At 57.8% G+C, this 15,728-nt stretch carries 12 protein-coding genes; 5 read left to right on the plus strand and 7 right to left on the minus strand.

Translation table 11 applies throughout. The features are described 5' to 3' along the window. Positions 1-100 precede the first annotated feature (100 nt). Genes IEW73_RS13230 through IEW73_RS13240 form a run of 3 tightly spaced genes read left to right on the plus strand, consistent with a single transcriptional unit; the run spans position 101 to position 3,070 of the window. Positions 101-994: a mechanosensitive ion channel family protein gene (locus IEW73_RS13230; RefSeq protein ID WP_188675962.1), complete on the plus strand. Its 894-nt coding sequence runs from the start codon at positions 101-103 to the stop codon at positions 992-994. A 51-nt stretch (positions 995-1,045) separates the two neighbouring features. Further along, positions 1,046-1,450 carry a globin gene (locus IEW73_RS13235; protein ID WP_188675963.1) on the plus strand — a complete coding sequence of 135 codons (405 nt, stop codon included), beginning with the start codon at positions 1,046-1,048 and terminating at the stop codon, positions 1,448-1,450. 45 nt (positions 1,451-1,495) lie between these two features. After that, entirely contained in the window at positions 1,496-3,070 is a 1,575-nt protein-coding gene (locus IEW73_RS13240) for a glycoside hydrolase family 13 protein (RefSeq protein WP_188675965.1), read from the plus strand. Here the strand turns inward: IEW73_RS13240 and IEW73_RS13245 are convergent. From IEW73_RS13245 to IEW73_RS13275, 7 genes are all read right to left on the minus strand, one after another. Then, on the minus strand, positions 3,060-3,704 hold the full coding sequence (locus IEW73_RS13245; protein ID WP_188675967.1) for a DUF8185 domain-containing protein: 645 nt from the start codon (positions 3,702-3,704) through the stop codon (positions 3,060-3,062). The genes IEW73_RS13240 and IEW73_RS13245 overlap by 11 nt on opposite strands. Before the next feature lie 6 nt (positions 3,705-3,710). Beyond that, complete coding sequence (locus IEW73_RS13250; RefSeq protein WP_268236315.1) at positions 3,711-4,145, minus strand: acyl-CoA thioesterase; 435 nt, start codon at positions 4,143-4,145, stop codon at positions 3,711-3,713. Continuing rightward, positions 4,142-9,181 (minus strand): NAD-glutamate dehydrogenase, encoded by a 5,040-nt coding sequence (locus IEW73_RS13255; RefSeq protein ID WP_188675969.1) that lies wholly within the window; start codon positions 9,179-9,181, stop codon positions 4,142-4,144. The genes IEW73_RS13250 and IEW73_RS13255 overlap by 4 nt, the downstream gene beginning before the upstream one ends. Before the next feature lie 103 nt (positions 9,182-9,284). Beyond that, positions 9,285-9,701, minus strand: a complete 417-nt coding sequence (locus IEW73_RS13260) for an acyl-CoA thioesterase (RefSeq protein ID WP_188675972.1) — start codon at positions 9,699-9,701, stop codon at positions 9,285-9,287. 5 nt (positions 9,702-9,706) lie between these two features. Then, complete coding sequence (gene ettA / locus IEW73_RS13265) at positions 9,707-11,383, minus strand: energy-dependent translational throttle protein EttA (RefSeq protein ID WP_188675974.1); 1,677 nt, start codon at positions 11,381-11,383, stop codon at positions 9,707-9,709. Positions 11,384-11,526: 143 nt separating this feature from the next. Next, positions 11,527-11,976: a single-stranded DNA-binding protein gene (locus IEW73_RS13270; RefSeq protein WP_188675977.1), complete on the minus strand. Its 450-nt coding sequence runs from the start codon at positions 11,974-11,976 to the stop codon at positions 11,527-11,529. Positions 11,977-12,140: 164 nt separating this feature from the next. Further along, positions 12,141-14,204, minus strand: a complete 2,064-nt coding sequence (locus IEW73_RS13275; protein ID WP_372433638.1) for a bifunctional copper resistance protein CopD/cytochrome c oxidase assembly protein — start codon at positions 14,202-14,204, stop codon at positions 12,141-12,143. Positions 14,205-14,410: 206 nt separating this feature from the next. On the opposite strand from IEW73_RS13275, the gene IEW73_RS13280 reads away from it, so the two are divergent. Next, positions 14,411-15,058 (plus strand): SipW-dependent-type signal peptide-containing protein, encoded by a 648-nt coding sequence (locus tag IEW73_RS13280; RefSeq protein WP_188675980.1) that lies wholly within the window; start codon positions 14,411-14,413, stop codon positions 15,056-15,058. Between the two features lie 3 nt (positions 15,059-15,061). Then, positions 15,062-15,694, plus strand: coding sequence for a hypothetical protein (locus IEW73_RS13285; protein ID WP_188675983.1), 633 nt, complete (start codon positions 15,062-15,064; stop codon positions 15,692-15,694). Positions 15,695-15,728: the final 34 nt, after the last annotated feature.

The raw sequence follows: 15,728 nt of genomic DNA on the forward strand, positions 1-15,728 counted from the left end.
GACAACACGTACCGCGTAGTCGCAGTGGGCTCTCCGCTACGACAACCACGGCAGCAGCTGCGCCAATTCGCGGTGGGATGTGGTGTGAGAAATCCGTACGATGGGCGCCGTGCTTACGAACGTGACTGAAGCTTTCGAGTGGACTGAAACTAGCCGTGAATGGTTGATCGACAAACCTATCGAGGTGGCTATCTACGTCGTTGTCGCCTTGGTGTTGCGGTGGGTTGCGCATAGGTTCATTGACAAAATGACCAGCCCAAAACGAAAGACGCTGCTCACCTCCAACGGGAAGAAGAACCGCGATACGGCCTTGCGCGACGAGCGTCGGGACCAGCGACGCAAGACCATTGCTGCCGTCTTCAAATCGATCGTTTCACTCATGCTTGCCGCATGGGTGGTGCTGATGGTCTTGAGCATCATTGGGCTAAATGTCGCACCCTTCATCGCATCCGCCGGAATATTAGGTATCGCCATCGGCTGGGGCGCCCAAAGTCTTGTTCGTGACTTCCTCTCCGGCATATTCATGCTCCTTGAGGACCAGTACGGAGTAGGTGATGTCGTCGACCTCGGCGACGCAGTGGGCACAGTGGAAACTGTGGGACTACGCGTCACAACAGTACGGTCCGTCAACGGCACCCTGTGGTACGTCCGCAACGGTGAGGTCCTGAGGGTTGGAAACCACAGTCAGGGGTATGCCGTTGCCGTCCTAGATGTGTCGCTGGCACGTCCGGTGAACGTGACTGAAGCTTCACGGATCGTCGAAAGCGCAGCTATTGCAGGCGCACAAGACGAAAAGATTTCCGAGCACCTTCTCGAACAACCCGTCATGCTTGGCGTGGACCAAACGACGGCCTACACCGTCACTCTGCGCGTTACGGCGCGTGTTCGAGCTGGTAGCCAGTGGGCTGTGCAACGCCACTTGAACACCTGCATTGTGTCCGCACTGTCCAGCGCCGACATCACCGTGCATTCCGACGACAACGCACCGGCATGAGCCCGAACAAAATATGACATCACAGCACCGCAGAAGGCATGATGGAGGGTAATGGCCACCCAAGATCAGCAGTTTCAGACACTCTACGAAGCGGTAGGCGGATCGGAGACGTTCCGCAAACTTGTTGCACGGTTCTATGAGGAAGTCGCCAAAGACGAAATCCTCCGCCCCATGTACCCCGAGGAAGACCTAGGACCAGCGGAGCTTCGGTTTCGCATGTTCCTCGAACAGTATTGGGGCGGGCCAAGAACCTATTCCGATCAACGCGGCCATCCACGCTTACGTATGCGTCACGCACCTTTTGTCATCGGTCCCATGCAACGCGACGCATGGCTACGGTGCATGCACATCGCTATCGCTTCCATCGACAGCGACACTATGGACGACAAGCGTCGCCAAGAACTAACCGCTTACATGGAAATGGCTGCACAATCGATGGTAAACAGCCCCTTCTAAGCAGTTCGCGGAACACCGGCTCTCGATTCCTGCCACCATGGAACTATGTCCGATCAGGCGAAAAACTGGTGGCGCAACGCAGTGTTCTATCAGGTGTATCCGCGGTCGTTTGCCGACGCCAATGGTGACGGTGTTGGAGATTTAGAAGGGCTCCGATCTAGGCTCGGATACCTGCACGCTCTTGGTGTTGACGCAGTCTGGTTATCACCTGTGATGCGCTCCCCCATGGCTGATCACGGGTATGACGTATCTGATCCACGCGATATTGACCCACTTTTTGGTGATCTGCGTGAGATGAAGAATGTCATCGACGGTGTTCATGAGCATGGCATGCGAATCATCATGGATCTTGTCCCAAACCACACAAGCTCTGAACACGAATGGTTCCGCGCCGCCGTGCACGCCACTCCCGGTAGTGCGGAGCGCGCACGGTACATCTTTCGCCCCGGGCTTGGTATCGACGGCGATCAGCCACCCAACAATTGGCTCAGCGTATTCGGCGGGCCCGCATGGACACGCATCACAGAACCGGATGGTAGCCCCGGCGAGTGGTACCTCCACCTTTTCGCACCGGAGCAACCGGACTTGAACTGGGAAAACCCCGAAGTGATGGACGATCTCGCCACCACTATGCGGTTTTGGCTGGACCTCGGCGTGGATGGGTTCCGCATCGATGTCGCTCATGGAATGGCAAAGCCGCCAGAGCTACCGGACCTTGACCTCACCCGTGTGCGGACGTTGTTCAACGGTGATGACGATATTCGGTTCAACAATGACGGTGTGCACGACATCCACCGAAAGATTCGCGCTGTGGTCGACGAGTATGACGACCGAGTCCTGGTGGGCGAAATTTGGGTTCGCGATAGCGCACGCTTTTCAAGGTATGTGCAACCGGATCAACTGCATCTAGGGTTCAACTTCCGCCTCGTGGAAGCGACATATGGTGCTGAGAGTTTCCGAGAGGCAATATCTTCCTCGCTTGAGGCGATACGTGACTCGGGCGCACCGCCAACATGGACGTTGTCCAACCATGACGTTGTACGTGAGGTGACGCGCTACGGCGGTGGAGCTCAAGGTTCAGCCCGCGCCGCGGCGGCAGCCCTCATGGAACTGGCGCTGCCTGGTGTGGTGTTTATCTACAACGGTGCCGAACTTGGGTTACCGAACATTGATGATCTTCCGGAGGATCGACTGCAGGACCCTGTGTGGGAGCGTTCAGGGCACGTCGACCGCGGGCGTGATGGATGCCGAGTCCCGTTGCCATGGTGGGGTGACGAACCTCCATTTGGATTCGGCACCAATCCCGACACATGGCTGCCGATGCCAGCGCTGTGGGGGCAGTACACCGTCGAATCTATGTCGGCGGATCACGATTCCTTTTTGACGGTGTATCGGCACACGATTCGACTGCGGAAAGAACTACTTGCCGGTGTTGACGATTCGCTTTCGTGGGTGGACGCGCCCCAGGGTGTGTTGGCGTTCCGCCGCGGCCCTGTTTTGTGCATTCTTAACACCACAAATGAAGCGGTGGAGTTGCCACCAGGCAAGGTCGTTGCTGCCAGCCAGCGGGTGAGCCCTGGGGTGTTGCCGACTGATACTGCTGTGTGGATCAGTTCGTGAACAATTGAAGACTGTTGCGCCTGATAAATATCGAACCGAACCGGGCATCCACTCTGGTCCATACCCCACTGGCGCGAACCCGGATCTTTTCATCATCGTCAAGTTCTTTGGGAACAAAACCCATTCCCACGATGGCGAACGCACTGCGCATGGTGATACCCACTGTGTGGTTATCGCTGCTTGCCGTGACGACGTGCTGATCCAGCAGTGATGTTGGTGGTCCTTGTTGGCTTCCGTGCTCACGTGCGAGCACGCTCCCCTGTTCCGCTAGTTCAACGATGAGCGATGCGGGGATATCGTCAACGTGTTCGTATCCTTGGTCGGCCGGTAGTGCCCCTCGCCAGGCCGAATCGAGACTATATCCGGGGTCGACGGCGTAGCCGTGTGCGCCTCGTAGGTTGTGTAGTAGGTGGTCAGCTGCGGCAACAAGATCTGCGGGTGTGGCGCGTCCGGGGATTGTGCGGGCGGCCAGCACACCGAAACCGGTCTGCGTCCACACTGTGAAGTGCTTGGGTCCGCGATTGCGTGCACGAATCACTGCAGATTCGTCGAGCCTGAGCGCACGGGTAAGGAACGTGCCTAGGTCACCTTTAGCGCTGCCACTTCCTACAAGGATTTGGCGATAGTCACTCATTGATTCTCACGCCCGCAAATACTGTGAGAGAAAATCACGTTCTTCGGGCGTGAGCCTTCGCAACCTCTGGGTATCAAGATCGAACGCGGCGAGTTGCATGGAGGCGGTGACAGAAGGTTTGGTTGTGATGTCAGCTCCGTTTGGCCGTACTTCGTAGCCGATGGTCCAATCGGCGGAACGTAGCTTTTCCACCCACATGTCAACCGCGAGTGGCCCATCGACGTGGCGGAGTTGCCCACGGTATCGAACTGTCATTTCGACCACTACAGCTCCACGCCCTAAGTTCGCGGTGGGGCGCCCAGGTGCTAGAAGCCACGGTATCCGGGCTTCCTCTAGGAGAGTGACCATTCGGGCATGGTTGATGTGGTGGAACACATCCATGTCGGACCAACGAACTGGCACCGACACCCGATATGTTGTGCCCTCTCCTACATATGTCACCTACCGGCCTCCGACCTCAAACTTCGTGAGTACACCATGCTGCGTACCTGGCGTGCAGCGACGGACAGTGTCGCAAGGTCTAGTGTGCCTGAGTTGGAGATTTGATTCAGCGCAGTCCTGGCGCGTTCAAGCCGTGAGGCGTTAGAAAGTTCCCATTCTGCGATTTTTTCTTCGGCACTTTCATCAGGTTCGCCGTATTCGAGAACATCAAGGCACAACGCCCTCGTGGAACCGTAAAGGTCGTCACGCAGCGCCAACCTGGCGAGGGCGTGCCAACGGTCCCCGCGCTCGAGACGCGACACTGCACCCTGGAGCATGTCGATTCCGAGGTGTGCGGTGAGCTCGAAGTACAAACTTGCCACCTCGCCAAGTTCGCGCTCGGCGAAATCGGCCACTTCCACAATGTCGAGTAGACAGTATTCGTGCAGTAGCGCATAGACGCGCGTCGCGAGGTCTTGTGGTGCGCCGATAGCAACGGCTTCCTCGGCTCGAAGTTTGAGGTACTTGGAGTCGTTACCGTGCAACCATTCAGGCACTTTTGGTCCAAGTTCACGCACGCTCACGGCGAACCGGTTGATCTCGGCACCGACTGCGATTGGTTGCGGACGGTTGGCGAGCAACCAGCGGGAAGCACGGTCGAGGAGCCGCCGCGTGGCGAGCATGAGTTGATCTGATGCCTCTGTGGGCATGTCAGCGCTGCGGATTTGGTCCCATAGTTCGCGGAGACCAAAGATTTCAGTTACGGCAGCAAAGGCCCGAATCGCGTCGGTTGTGGTCGCTCCCGCATCTTCCAATAGTCGGAATGCGTAGGTGATTCCACCGTTGTCTATTGCTTGATTTGCCAGCATGGTGGAAACGATTTGGCGTTGAAGCGGGTGGCTGCGGATCGCCTCGTGGTAGTTCTCTCGCAGCGCTGTGGGGAAATACTCTGGAAGCCTTCCCGCAAACACTTCGTTGTCGGGCAGGTCACTTGCCATGAGGTCGTCTTTGATTGCAAGTTTGACGTGGGCTAGCAATGTGGAGAGCTCGGGTGATGCTAGGCCTTCGCCGCGTTTGGCTCGTTGCAGGATCTCTTCATCGTCGGGCAGGGACTCGATTTCCCTGTCCATTCCGCGATTGGTGACGAGGTCCGCAATCTGCCTGGTGTGCACACTGAGCAGTTGCGCGGAGTTTGCCCTGCTTGTGCCCATCAGTTCGTTCTGCATGCGGTTGTCGAACAGCACAAGTTCGGACACTTCATCGGTCATCGATGCCAGCAGTTCGTTGCGGTCTTCGGCTTTGAGGGTTCCGGTGCTGATCAACGATTCCAACAGGATCTTGATGTTGACTTCGTGGTCGGAGCAGTCCACTCCGGCTGAGTTGTCGAGAGCGTCGGAGTTCACTTTCCCTCCGCGCTGTGCAAACTCAATACGGCCTCGTTGTGTGAGCCCGAGGTTTCCGCCTTCACCGACGACTTTCACGCGGAGATCTGTGCCGTTGACCCGAATGTTGTCGTTGGCTTTGTCTCCCACGTCTCCGTGGGTTTCTTGACCGGACTTCACGTAGGTTCCGATGCCGCCATTCCACAGCAGTTGCGCGGGCGAAAGCAGGATCGCTTTCATCAGTTCAGGTGGCGACATTTCATTGATGTGCGGTGGCAGGCCCAACGCTTCCCGCATTTGCTCGCTGACGGGGATGGATTTGACGCTCCGTGACCACACGCCACCGCCAGCGCTGATGAGTTCTTTGTTGTAGTCCTCCCAGGATGAACGTGGCAGGTCGAACAGCCGTTGCCGTTCTTGGAACGACGATGCCGCGTCGGGATTTGGGTCAACGAAGATGTGCCTGTGGTCAAATGCGGCTTGCAGTCGGATGTGCTCACTCAGCAGCATGCCGTTTCCGAAGACGTCGCCACTCATGTCACCAATGCCCACGACGGTGAAGTCCTGCGTCTGGGTGTCGATTCCCATTTCGCGGAAGTGCCGCTTGACGCTCTCCCACGCGCCCTTGGCCGTGATGCCCATGGCTTTGTGGTCGTACCCTGCGGACCCGCCTGATGCGAAGGCGTCACCGAGCCAGAAGTTGTACTGAGCCGCGATTCCGTTCGCGATGTCTGAGAATGTTGCTGTGCCTTTGTCTGCGGCGACAACCAAGTAGGTGTCGTCGCTGTCCCAACGCACAACGTCTCCGGGCGAAATGGTGGCACCTGTTACCTGGTCGAGGTTGTCGGTGATGTCGAGCAATCCTGAGATAAATAGGCGGTAGCAGCGGATACCTTCGGCGCGGAATGCGTCGCGGTCGACGGCAGGGTCGCCGGTGGCTGTTGGTGGCTTCTTGACAACGAACCCACCTTTTGCGCCGACCGGTACGATGACGGCGTTCTTGACGGCTTGAGCTTTCGCGAGTCCGAGGACTTCTGTGCGGAAGTCTTCACGACGATCCGACCAGCGCAGACCACCACGGGCTACCTCGCCGAAACGTAGGTGCACACCTTCGATTCTTGGGGAGTACACGAATATTTCAAACCGTGGCCGAGGCTTCGGAATTTCGGGTACGTCCCGTGGGTCGAACTTGAACGACAGCACTTCGCGGTAGCGGCACTTGTCGGGCATTGTGTCGATTCCGTCGCGGCATCCGACAAAGTAGTTGGTGCGCAGTGTTGCCCGCATCAATCGCAGGTAGGCGCGAAGAATACGGTCAGCATCGAGGCTCACAACGTCGTCAAGCTGTTGCTTGAGGTCTTTGGCGATTTCTTCGGCACGCGATTTCGAGTGGTTAACCGGGTCGAATGTAGCTTCGAACAGCCCCACTAGCGATGAGGCTGTGTTGGCGTTCTCCAGTAGCACTTCTTCGATGTGTGCCTGGCTGTAAGCGAATGTGATTTGCCGCAGGTAGCGTGCGTAGGCCCGAAGCATCATGGCTTGCCGCCAGTCGAGTCCTGCGCGCAGGATCAGTTCGTTGAACCTGTCTGACTCGGCAAGGCCATCCCAGACTGCGACGAATGCTTCAGTGAACCTGCGTTCGAGGTCGTTGGAGCTGGGTGCGTTTTCGGCTCGGGCGGTGGGTGCCGTGGATAGCGATGCGGCAAGGTTTGCGACGGACGGCGATTGCAGGGTTTCGTGATCAACCTGGAGGCTGAAGTCATAGATCCAGCACTGTTCACCGTCGGAGCGGGACAACCGGTATGGGCGCTCGTCGAGTACTTCAACACCCATCGACTGCATCACAGGCAGGACACTGCTCAACGACACACCATCTCCGGTGAGGTAAAGGCTGAGTTGCCATCGCCCGGGCTTGGCGCCTTCTTTACGGTAGAGCGCGATGTCAATATCGCCGTCTTGCAGCCGCTCAATGCGGTTGAGGTCTGCGAGTGCCCTCGCTGGTGGGAAGTCTTCTTTGTACGCCTGCGGGAATGTGCCTGCGAACCGGTTCGCTTGAGCGGCCAGTGCTGTTGGTTCACGGCGTGCAACTTCGTCTGCGAGGTGATCTTCCCAGCTTCGTGTGGCTTCGCTGAGCCTTCGTTGCAGTTCTTCGCGAGCTTCTTCGGACACGTCGGGAGCTGTTCCCGCTGTCCATCCGTCCGGTATTCGGATGGTGAAGTGGACCTGCGCGACGACTGATTCAGTAACGCGTGCGGTGTAGTCGATACTCGATCCGGCGAACTCACGGAGCAGCAAGGATTGCATCTCAAGTCGAACGCCGGTGCGGTACCGATCACGGGGCATGTACACGAGTGCGGACACGAATCTGCCGTTGGGATCTGCGCGTAAAAATAGGCGCAACTCACGACTTACACCGATCGCGACTACTTCACTGACTGTGCGGTGCAGCGTTTCCACGTCGACGGTGAACAGTTCGGTACGTGGGTAGGACTGGATAATTTCCAGCATCGACTGTCCGGTGAAGGAGTCGAGTGAGTGCCCGGCTAGTCGCAGTACCTCGTGTACACGGGTGGCCAGAACTGGCACGTCGAGCACATTTTCGTGCAGGCCGGTGACTGTGAAGATTCCGAGGAACCGATGTTCGCCAACAACATTGTTGTTGCTGTCGAAGATCCGCACGCATACGAAGAATGGGTAGACGACGCGCAGTGACATGGCAGGCGCTTGGCCCTGCGCGAACACGAGGATGCGCTTCGCTTCGGATTCGTCGGAGTACAAGCGGAACCGTAGGTCGGTCATTTCTGGTGAGCGCAGTACTCCGAGGCCGCTGCCGTCTGACATTGTGAGGTTTTTGTCCGCACCTGTGCCGGAGTGTGCTTCGTAGCGCCTATACCCAAGTGTGCGGAAGTTTCCCGCGGCGAGCCAGCGTAGTAGTCCTGCTGATTCGTTGGCCTCAGCTGCAGTTGCTGGTCCGGTGCCTCGCTGCGATTCGAGTTCTGTGGCGATGTCGGTGAGGGTGCTGCGCATCGCGGAGGTGTCGGAGACGACTTGGCGCACGTCGCTGAGCAGTTTGGTAACTCGTTGCTTGATCTGGGTAAGCAGTGCGCTTGGAGTGCCGGAAAGTTGCAGGTGCATCCACGATTCCGCGATTGCGTCCTCGGGCTTCGTGAAGGTCGTGTGGTCGGTGAGGATCTCGGTAAGCTCGCCACTGCTGTTTCGGCGGACGATTAGCACTGGGTGGACGATTTGCTCGACGCTTATACCTACACTGCCGAGCAAAGCCGTGACCGATTCCACGAGGAAGGGAACGTCGTCTGTGACGATTTGCAGGACTGAAGTGCTTACGCTGCCACCGTTGGTGTCGGCGTTGTCGCTTTCGCCCCAGATCGCAACGGACGGTGAGCCTGGCGTGCGTTCGGCTGCGAGCTCGCGGTGCTTCGTCAGTAGCGCGAATGCACGTTGTTGGTGCTCGTCGCTCGCATCGGTGGTTTCAGTATCGATAGGCATTGCGTTGCCCGCCGCTGTGGCAGGTATGGCATCTTGCCTGTAGTAGGTCCGGTACAGCCGGGTGAGGTCACCGTCGGATGTGTGGTCGGGTTCTACACTGTCCACCGCATTTGGTTGCGGATTGTCCATGGCAGGGTCTGCCGTGGTGTGTACGCGGGAATCAGTCATTGGTTTGCCTCCTGACGCAGCACCGTCAGCCACGAGGCTATTAGGCATTACGAAGTTTTGGGCACAGTTGAGCAAACTTCACCGCACGGTGAACATTTCCCTGCTATTTTCCGCGATATTTTTCGAGCGCAGTGCGTTCAGATTCACTGAGTGGTCGTGACGCGTTGGTCGTGGTGTCAAACGCGACGAGCACAGCATCGACGCTGCCCGCACGGTTGCCGCCTTTGTCGTACATCGTGTGGCGTATCGAGAAGGAGCTGTTGCCTACGTGTTCGACGCTCAGATCGACCGTGAGTGGCCCCGAGTTAGTGAAAAGTGGGCGTTCAAAATCTGCTTCAATGCGGCGCACTACAATCGCACGGTCGGGGCTGAACCCTTCCGAAAATTCTTCGGTGACAAATCGCACGCGGGCTTCTTGTGCGTATTCGATGAATTTTGTGTTGTTGACGTGTCCGAGCATGTCGGAGTCACCCCAGCGGACTTCGACAGTCGTTGAGTAGGGCGCCGCATTGTCGCTCATATTGTTCAGTCCCTTGTCAGTTTCCGGTGGGTGACGCGGTGTGGCCGCGCTGCATCTGCTCCGAGGCGTTCGATCTTGTTTTCTTCGTATGCCTCGAAGTTGCCTTCGAACCAGAACCATTGTGCTGGGTTGGCGTCGTCACCTTCCCAGGCGAGGATGTGGGTACAGGTGCGGTCGAGGAACCAACGGTCGTGGGAGATCACCACTGCGCAGCCTGGGAACTGTTCAAGTGCGTTTTCCAACGATCCGAGGGTTTCAACGTCGAGATCGTTTGTCGGTTCGTCGAGCAGGATCAAGTTTCCGCCCTGTTTCAGTGTTAGCGCGAGGTTCAAGCGGTTGCGCTCACCGCCCGATAGCACTCCTGATGGTTTTTGCTGATCGTGACCTTTGAACCCGAACGCACTCACGTATGCGCGGGAAGGCATTTCGGTGTTGCCGACTTCGATGTAGTCCAGGCCGTCTGAGACGAGTTGCCAGACTGTCTTTTTCGGGTCGATTCCGCCGCGATGCTGGTCGACGTAGCTCAGTTTGACTGTCTCGCCAATCTTGACTTCGCCGGAGTCTGGTTCCTCAAGGCCCACGATGGTCTTGAAGAGTGTCGTCTTGCCGACGCCGTTGGGCCCAATCACGCCGACGATGCCATTTCGGGGCAGCGTGAACGAAAGATCTTTAATGAGAGTGCGGTCCTCGTAGCCTTTGTCGAGGTTCCGCACCTCGACGACAACGCTGCCCAGTCGTGGACCTGCTGGGATCTGAATTTCTTCCATGTCGAGCTTCCGCGACTTCTCAGCCTCGGCTGCCATTTCTTCGTAGCGCTGCAGTCGAGCTTTGCTCTTGGCCTGGCGGGCTTTGGCGCCTGAGCGAACCCATGCGAGCTCATCTTTAAGTCGCTTCTGAAGCTTCTGGTCTTTCTTGCCCTGCACCTCGAGGCGCTCAGCCTTCTTTTCCAGGTACGTGGAGTAGTTGCCCTCGTAGCCGTGGGCTTTTCCGCGCTCAAGCTCGAGGATCCATTCAGCGACGTGGTCCAGGAAGTACCGGTCGTGTGTCACGGCAAGTACAGCACCGTGGTAGCTAGCAAGGTGCTGCTCTAGCCACAACACACTTTCGGCGTCAAGGTGGTTTGTTGGTTCGTCCAAGAGGAGCAGGTCAGGTTTGCTCAGGAGGAGTTTGCAGAGCGCGACGCGGCGCCGTTCACCACCGGACAGAGTGGTGACTGGCTCGTCTGGTGGCGGGCAACGTAGGGCGTCCATAGCCTGTTCAAGTTGGGATTCGAGGTCCCATGCGTCCGCGTGGTCGAGTTCTTCCTGGAGTTTGCCCATTTCGTCCATGAGCTCGTCGGAGTACTCGGTTGCCATGAGTTCGGCAATTTCGTTGAAGCGATCAAGCTGGACCTTGATTTGTCCGAGCCCGTCCTCGACGTTTTGACGAACCGTCTTAGTCTCATCGAGAGGTGGCTCCTGTAGGAGGATGCCGACCGTCTTATCGTTGGCCAGGAAAGCTTCACCATTACTGGGTTGCTCCAGGCCAGCCATAATTTTGAGGACCGTGGACTTGCCTGCTCCGTTGGGCCCGACAACACCAATTTTTGCACCGGGTAGGAACGCCAAGGTGACGTCATCAAGGATGACTTTGTCACCGTGCGCCTTCCGAACGCTCTTCATGGTGTAGATGAACTCAGCCACATTTACCTCTCGACATAGATTTCTTGCTTGTGAACGCCGTAGTGCCAATGAGCTCGAGTGCTACGAAGCCTGCTGTTACACACTGGGCGCACATAGGTTATCGCAGATGCCACCGACTCCCCACCTTGTGACGTTTCGGTCGGTCAAGCCACGTCTTTGATTTCGCTCGTGGTGTCCTCGAATGCCACGGTTGTCAGGTTGTCCACCACCTCGGTCATGGGTGTCGCCTCAACTGTCGTCTCCGCTTCGGGTGCATAGCGGACCAAATCGAGCCCCACGGCGCGTGCACGCATCTCTAGAGCAGTCTTTGCTTCGCCTTCTTTAGTTGTGTATTCGGTGTTGTAGAGGTCACCGTGCACAACTACTGGATCGCCTTTACTTAGCGTGGCGACAACATTTGCTGCTGCACGGTTCCAGCAGTTGACACGAACGAAGAGTTTGGTGCCGTCCCGCCACTCGTTCTTGTCCTTATCGAATACCCGAGCGGTAGATACGACGGTAAATCCGGCAACCTGAACGCCACTAGACGTCAGCGTGCGGGGTGTCAGCGGAGTGATGACGTTGCCCATAATCGTGGTGCTGCATTCGTACATTTGAGTTGCCTCTCGTGAAGTGAGCCGTTTGTCAGCGCGGTTGTTTGTTGCGCATGAAGACAGCATTCTTCGCAATCTGGCAATGTTCCAACGATCGATGGCGGATCTGTGGATAACACCTCGTTGTGGACAACTTCGCCGGATAACGCCCCGAGCTAACGGACCTATTTTTGCTCGCGACGTGCGAGTTCAGCGAACATCGCGTTGTAGGCAGCAAGCTCAGCATCGTTGTCCTTGTCGGCAGCACGATCGATCCTGCGGGCAGTACGACGGTCTGAGGACGACCACTGAACAAATAATGCGATCATCACCAAGATCACAGGGATCTCGCCTGTCCCCCACGCAATGCTCCCACCGACCGATTGATCGTAAAGAAGATCGTCGACCCACGGTAAATCTAGTTGCCGGTAGTACCACCCACCCATCACTGTTTCCATATTCATCAGCGCGATGCCAAAGAATGCGTGGAACGGCAGTGTCGCGAAGAGCAACCCGAGTTTGCTGAGAGGTTGCATTGGGTGAGGCGAAGGATCAACGCCGATGACTACCCAGTAGAAGAGGTAACCGCTGGCGAGGAAGTGCACATTCATCAAGATGTGGGCGGTGTGGCTCGCGACCACTGAGTCAAAGATTCCCCCGAAGTACAAGACGTAAAATCCCGCGACGAACAGCACGGCCGCCACAATTGGTTGGGTCAGCACTTTCGAAACCGGGCTGTGCACTCCGGCGAGAATCCACTCGCGCGGACCGGGCACACCGCCCTTTCCTGCGGGTTTCAGCGCTCGGAGGGCAAGCGTCACCGGCCCGCCCAGAACGAGCAGGACCGGCACCAGCATCGACAACAGCATGTGCGAACTCATGTGCACGCTAAACATCGCGTGCGCGTATTTTCCAACGCCGGACGATGTCGCTACCAGCAAGACCACGGTGCCGCTGATCCATGACACCGTTCGTATGACGGGCCACGCATCTCCACGCTTGTGCAGGGTCCATACTCCGCGTAGATATAGCAAGGCCATCACGATGGCGGCGGTGCCGAAGATGAGATCGAAACGCCAGTTGGTCATCAAGATCAGGAATGTCGGTGGCTCGGTGAGGTTGTACCCCAGTTCCACTTCCATAAGGGTGGGAATTGATGCTGGCGGTGGCGGTGGAGTACGACTGAGTCCGATTGCGAGCCCGTATGTCGCGGCGAGAATGGCGACCTCAACTGTGGCGAGGGCAATAAACGGTGTTCGTGCCGCAGGGTTCTTTGTCACCGCAGCAACAACGCGTCTGCGCTGTGCGACGCCGAATGCACCGAGAGCCACAAGTGCGGCAACTTTCGCGACGATCAGTAATCCATATGTGGAGCTCAGAAGGTCGTCGAGTTGGATGCGCACCATCGCATTGATGACGCCCGAGATTCCGACTACGGCGAATGCGACTCCGGCGATGGAGGAATACCTCCGGACAGCGACATTGAGGTGCGTACCGCCACACCAGGCGTGCACGAGCACGGCAAACAATCCCCCGGCCCAGATGGATGCGCCCACGATGTGCCAGAAGAAGCTGTTCGTTGCGATGTCATGACTGCCACCTGAGGCGGAATGTCCGGTGAGGACGATCGGCATGAGGCTGAGAATTGAGAGTGCAAACAAAGGCACTGTCCATGACCACCGCAATACAATCCGTGCGCTAATAGCTAGAGCGGCCGCGATTACTGCTGTCCACGCCCACGCTTCGGCGTTATCGACGAGCCCGATGCTTGACCACAGGTTCTCCGGCCGTAACGCCGTGCGCAGCGCTTCGCCTGATATTTCGGACAGGGTCAGCGGAACCATTAACACTGCACAGGCCGCGTAGATTGCGGCGGCAGAACTGACGATTCGCAGCGACCGATATCCGCCGACGTCGACCACGCCGTTGGATTGAGGTGGCGACAGAAAAGCAGCGTGCAGCGCAGCACCCACCGCGGCCACACCCGCGAGCATGCCGACAGCCTGAACTGCAGGCAACCCAAAACGGGTGACTGCCCCGGGATCAGGAAGGCCGAAGCTGGCTAACTCTTGCACTGATGAAAGGCCCGCAAGGCCTGCCGCAACCATCGCCGCGATGGTTGCTACGACGACAGCTACGAGCTTCATTGCTGACGCGCTTGCCACACCCAGATTTTGGTGTGTTGGAGGCGCGTCGCGGGGCGGTTGCGCCTCACTCTCAACGGTGGGTGGTGAATCAGCGGAGGGCATGGCTCCTAGGATACGGCGGCTCTGACAAATCCTAGAAAACTGCACTACAACGCTTTGTTGCAGTACATAGAAATTATTTTCTGACGATGTGTAACGTTTCATCCAGCATGTGTGATACTTCACATGTCGGGGGAAACATGTGCAACATCACACCCTGTTGCAATACCGCCGAAATCCCTGTTCGCACCCTGTGAAAGAAGACCTCCGTGACCACACAAACCCAGTCCTCGGACCGCAAACGTAAGATCCGCGCGATCCTCGCAGGAGGTGTTGTCCTCGGCGTCGGTGCAGCCGTCACCCTCGCCGCTTGGAACGACTCAGTATTCGTTCAGGGCGATTTTGCCGTCGGCGACTTCAACATCCAGGGCAATGTTCACGACGGTACGGGTTGGCAGGAGTACGACACCGCAGGCACCGCAGGCACCATGCAATTTGTCATTGCACCGGACAACTTGGCTCCCGGTGACACTGTCTATGCCCCAGTGTCACTCCGAGTCGACCCCACGGCCAATAGCTACGACGCCGACATCGAACTGCGGGGCGGAGAATGGGGACTTGCGTCCGACGACCTCGCCACCGCCCTCACGTACACCGTATACACGGGCGTTACACCGGCGAACTGCACGTTGCAAAACACCACGGGCGGCACCGCACTCGTCGGCCCCGACGCGACGCTAGACACTGGCGCGGGCACTGTCCCGGGCAGCCCCGCCTTCACCCTCGATCGCGGTGACGATCCCGGAATTGAAATCTGCTTCGCCGTCACACTCCCCTACGGCGTTGACATGACCGCTGTGCCCGCAAACTCGGAAGCAACAGTTGTGTGGGAATTCTACGCAGAACCAGTCAGCTAACACATGACATCGCACGTCACTCCGTTGCGGCCACGGCGCACCAAGTTTCGCGCCCTGGCCGCAGCGGGACTCGTTCTCGGCACAGGCACCACCATCGTGCTCGCATCGTGGACCGACAGCAGCTTCGTAACGGGAATCTTCGCGCTCGGTTCGTTCGGTATCGAAGCTAGCGTCAACGGAGCCAACAGTTGGTACGACGACGAAGACGACCTCATCTTCACTGTCAACCCCACCACTGTGCGCCCCGGCGATACGCACTACGCGCCCATCGCGCTGCGCACCAAGGCAGATTCAATGGCCGCACTCGTTACCCTCAACGGAGCGATCAACGACGGCGACGCAGCTGTGTTCAATGCGCTGCGATACCGCGTCGTCGAATCAACGACATGCAATAGCAGCGCCTTCACCGGTGCTAGCACCTACGTAGTGGGAAGTAACACGACGGCGAGCGCACTCGCTACCGGATCAGCACCCGACGCCATTGCGCTACCCGCGGCCGCATCACTACCAGGTGCGGCAAAAACCTACTGCTTCGAAATTGCACTACCGGACACGAGTGCGAACTGGACCAACGCGAACCTCCCCAACAAGACCGCAGCAGCCCGCTGGAAGTTCACCGCACAATCCGGTTCGTAAATCACACCACCATCAACACCACCGAGAGCACACC

The sequence above is a fragment of the Hoyosella rhizosphaerae genome (assembly GCF_014643175.1).
In the GTDB taxonomy this organism is placed as follows: Bacteria; Actinomycetota; Actinomycetes; order Mycobacteriales; family Mycobacteriaceae; genus Lolliginicoccus; species Lolliginicoccus rhizosphaerae.

What these genes read in the sequence shown, in the direction of transcription:
- IEW73_RS13240 (WP_188675965.1), top strand. Translation starts at nt 1,496, where the DNA reads ATGTCCGATCAGGCGAAAAACTGGTGGCGCAACGCAGTGTTCTATCAG.
- IEW73_RS13275 (WP_372433638.1), bottom strand. Translation starts at nt 14,204, where the DNA reads ATGCCCTCCGCTGATTCACCACCCACCGTTGAGAGTGAGGCGCAACCG.
- IEW73_RS13270 (WP_188675977.1), bottom strand. Translation starts at nt 11,976, where the DNA reads ATGTACGAATGCAGCACCACGATTATGGGCAACGTCATCACTCCGCTG.
- IEW73_RS13260 (WP_188675972.1), bottom strand. Translation starts at nt 9,701, where the DNA reads ATGAGCGACAATGCGGCGCCCTACTCAACGACTGTCGAAGTCCGCTGG.
- IEW73_RS13230 (WP_188675962.1), top strand. Translation starts at nt 101, where the DNA reads ATGGGCGCCGTGCTTACGAACGTGACTGAAGCTTTCGAGTGGACTGAA.
- IEW73_RS13235 (WP_188675963.1), top strand. Translation starts at nt 1,046, where the DNA reads ATGGCCACCCAAGATCAGCAGTTTCAGACACTCTACGAAGCGGTAGGC.
- IEW73_RS13245 (WP_188675967.1), bottom strand. Translation starts at nt 3,704, where the DNA reads ATGAGTGACTATCGCCAAATCCTTGTAGGAAGTGGCAGCGCTAAAGGT.
- IEW73_RS13255 (WP_188675969.1), bottom strand. Translation starts at nt 9,181, where the DNA reads ATGACTGATTCCCGCGTACACACCACGGCAGACCCTGCCATGGACAAT.
- IEW73_RS13285 (WP_188675983.1), top strand. Translation starts at nt 15,062, where the DNA reads ATGACATCGCACGTCACTCCGTTGCGGCCACGGCGCACCAAGTTTCGC.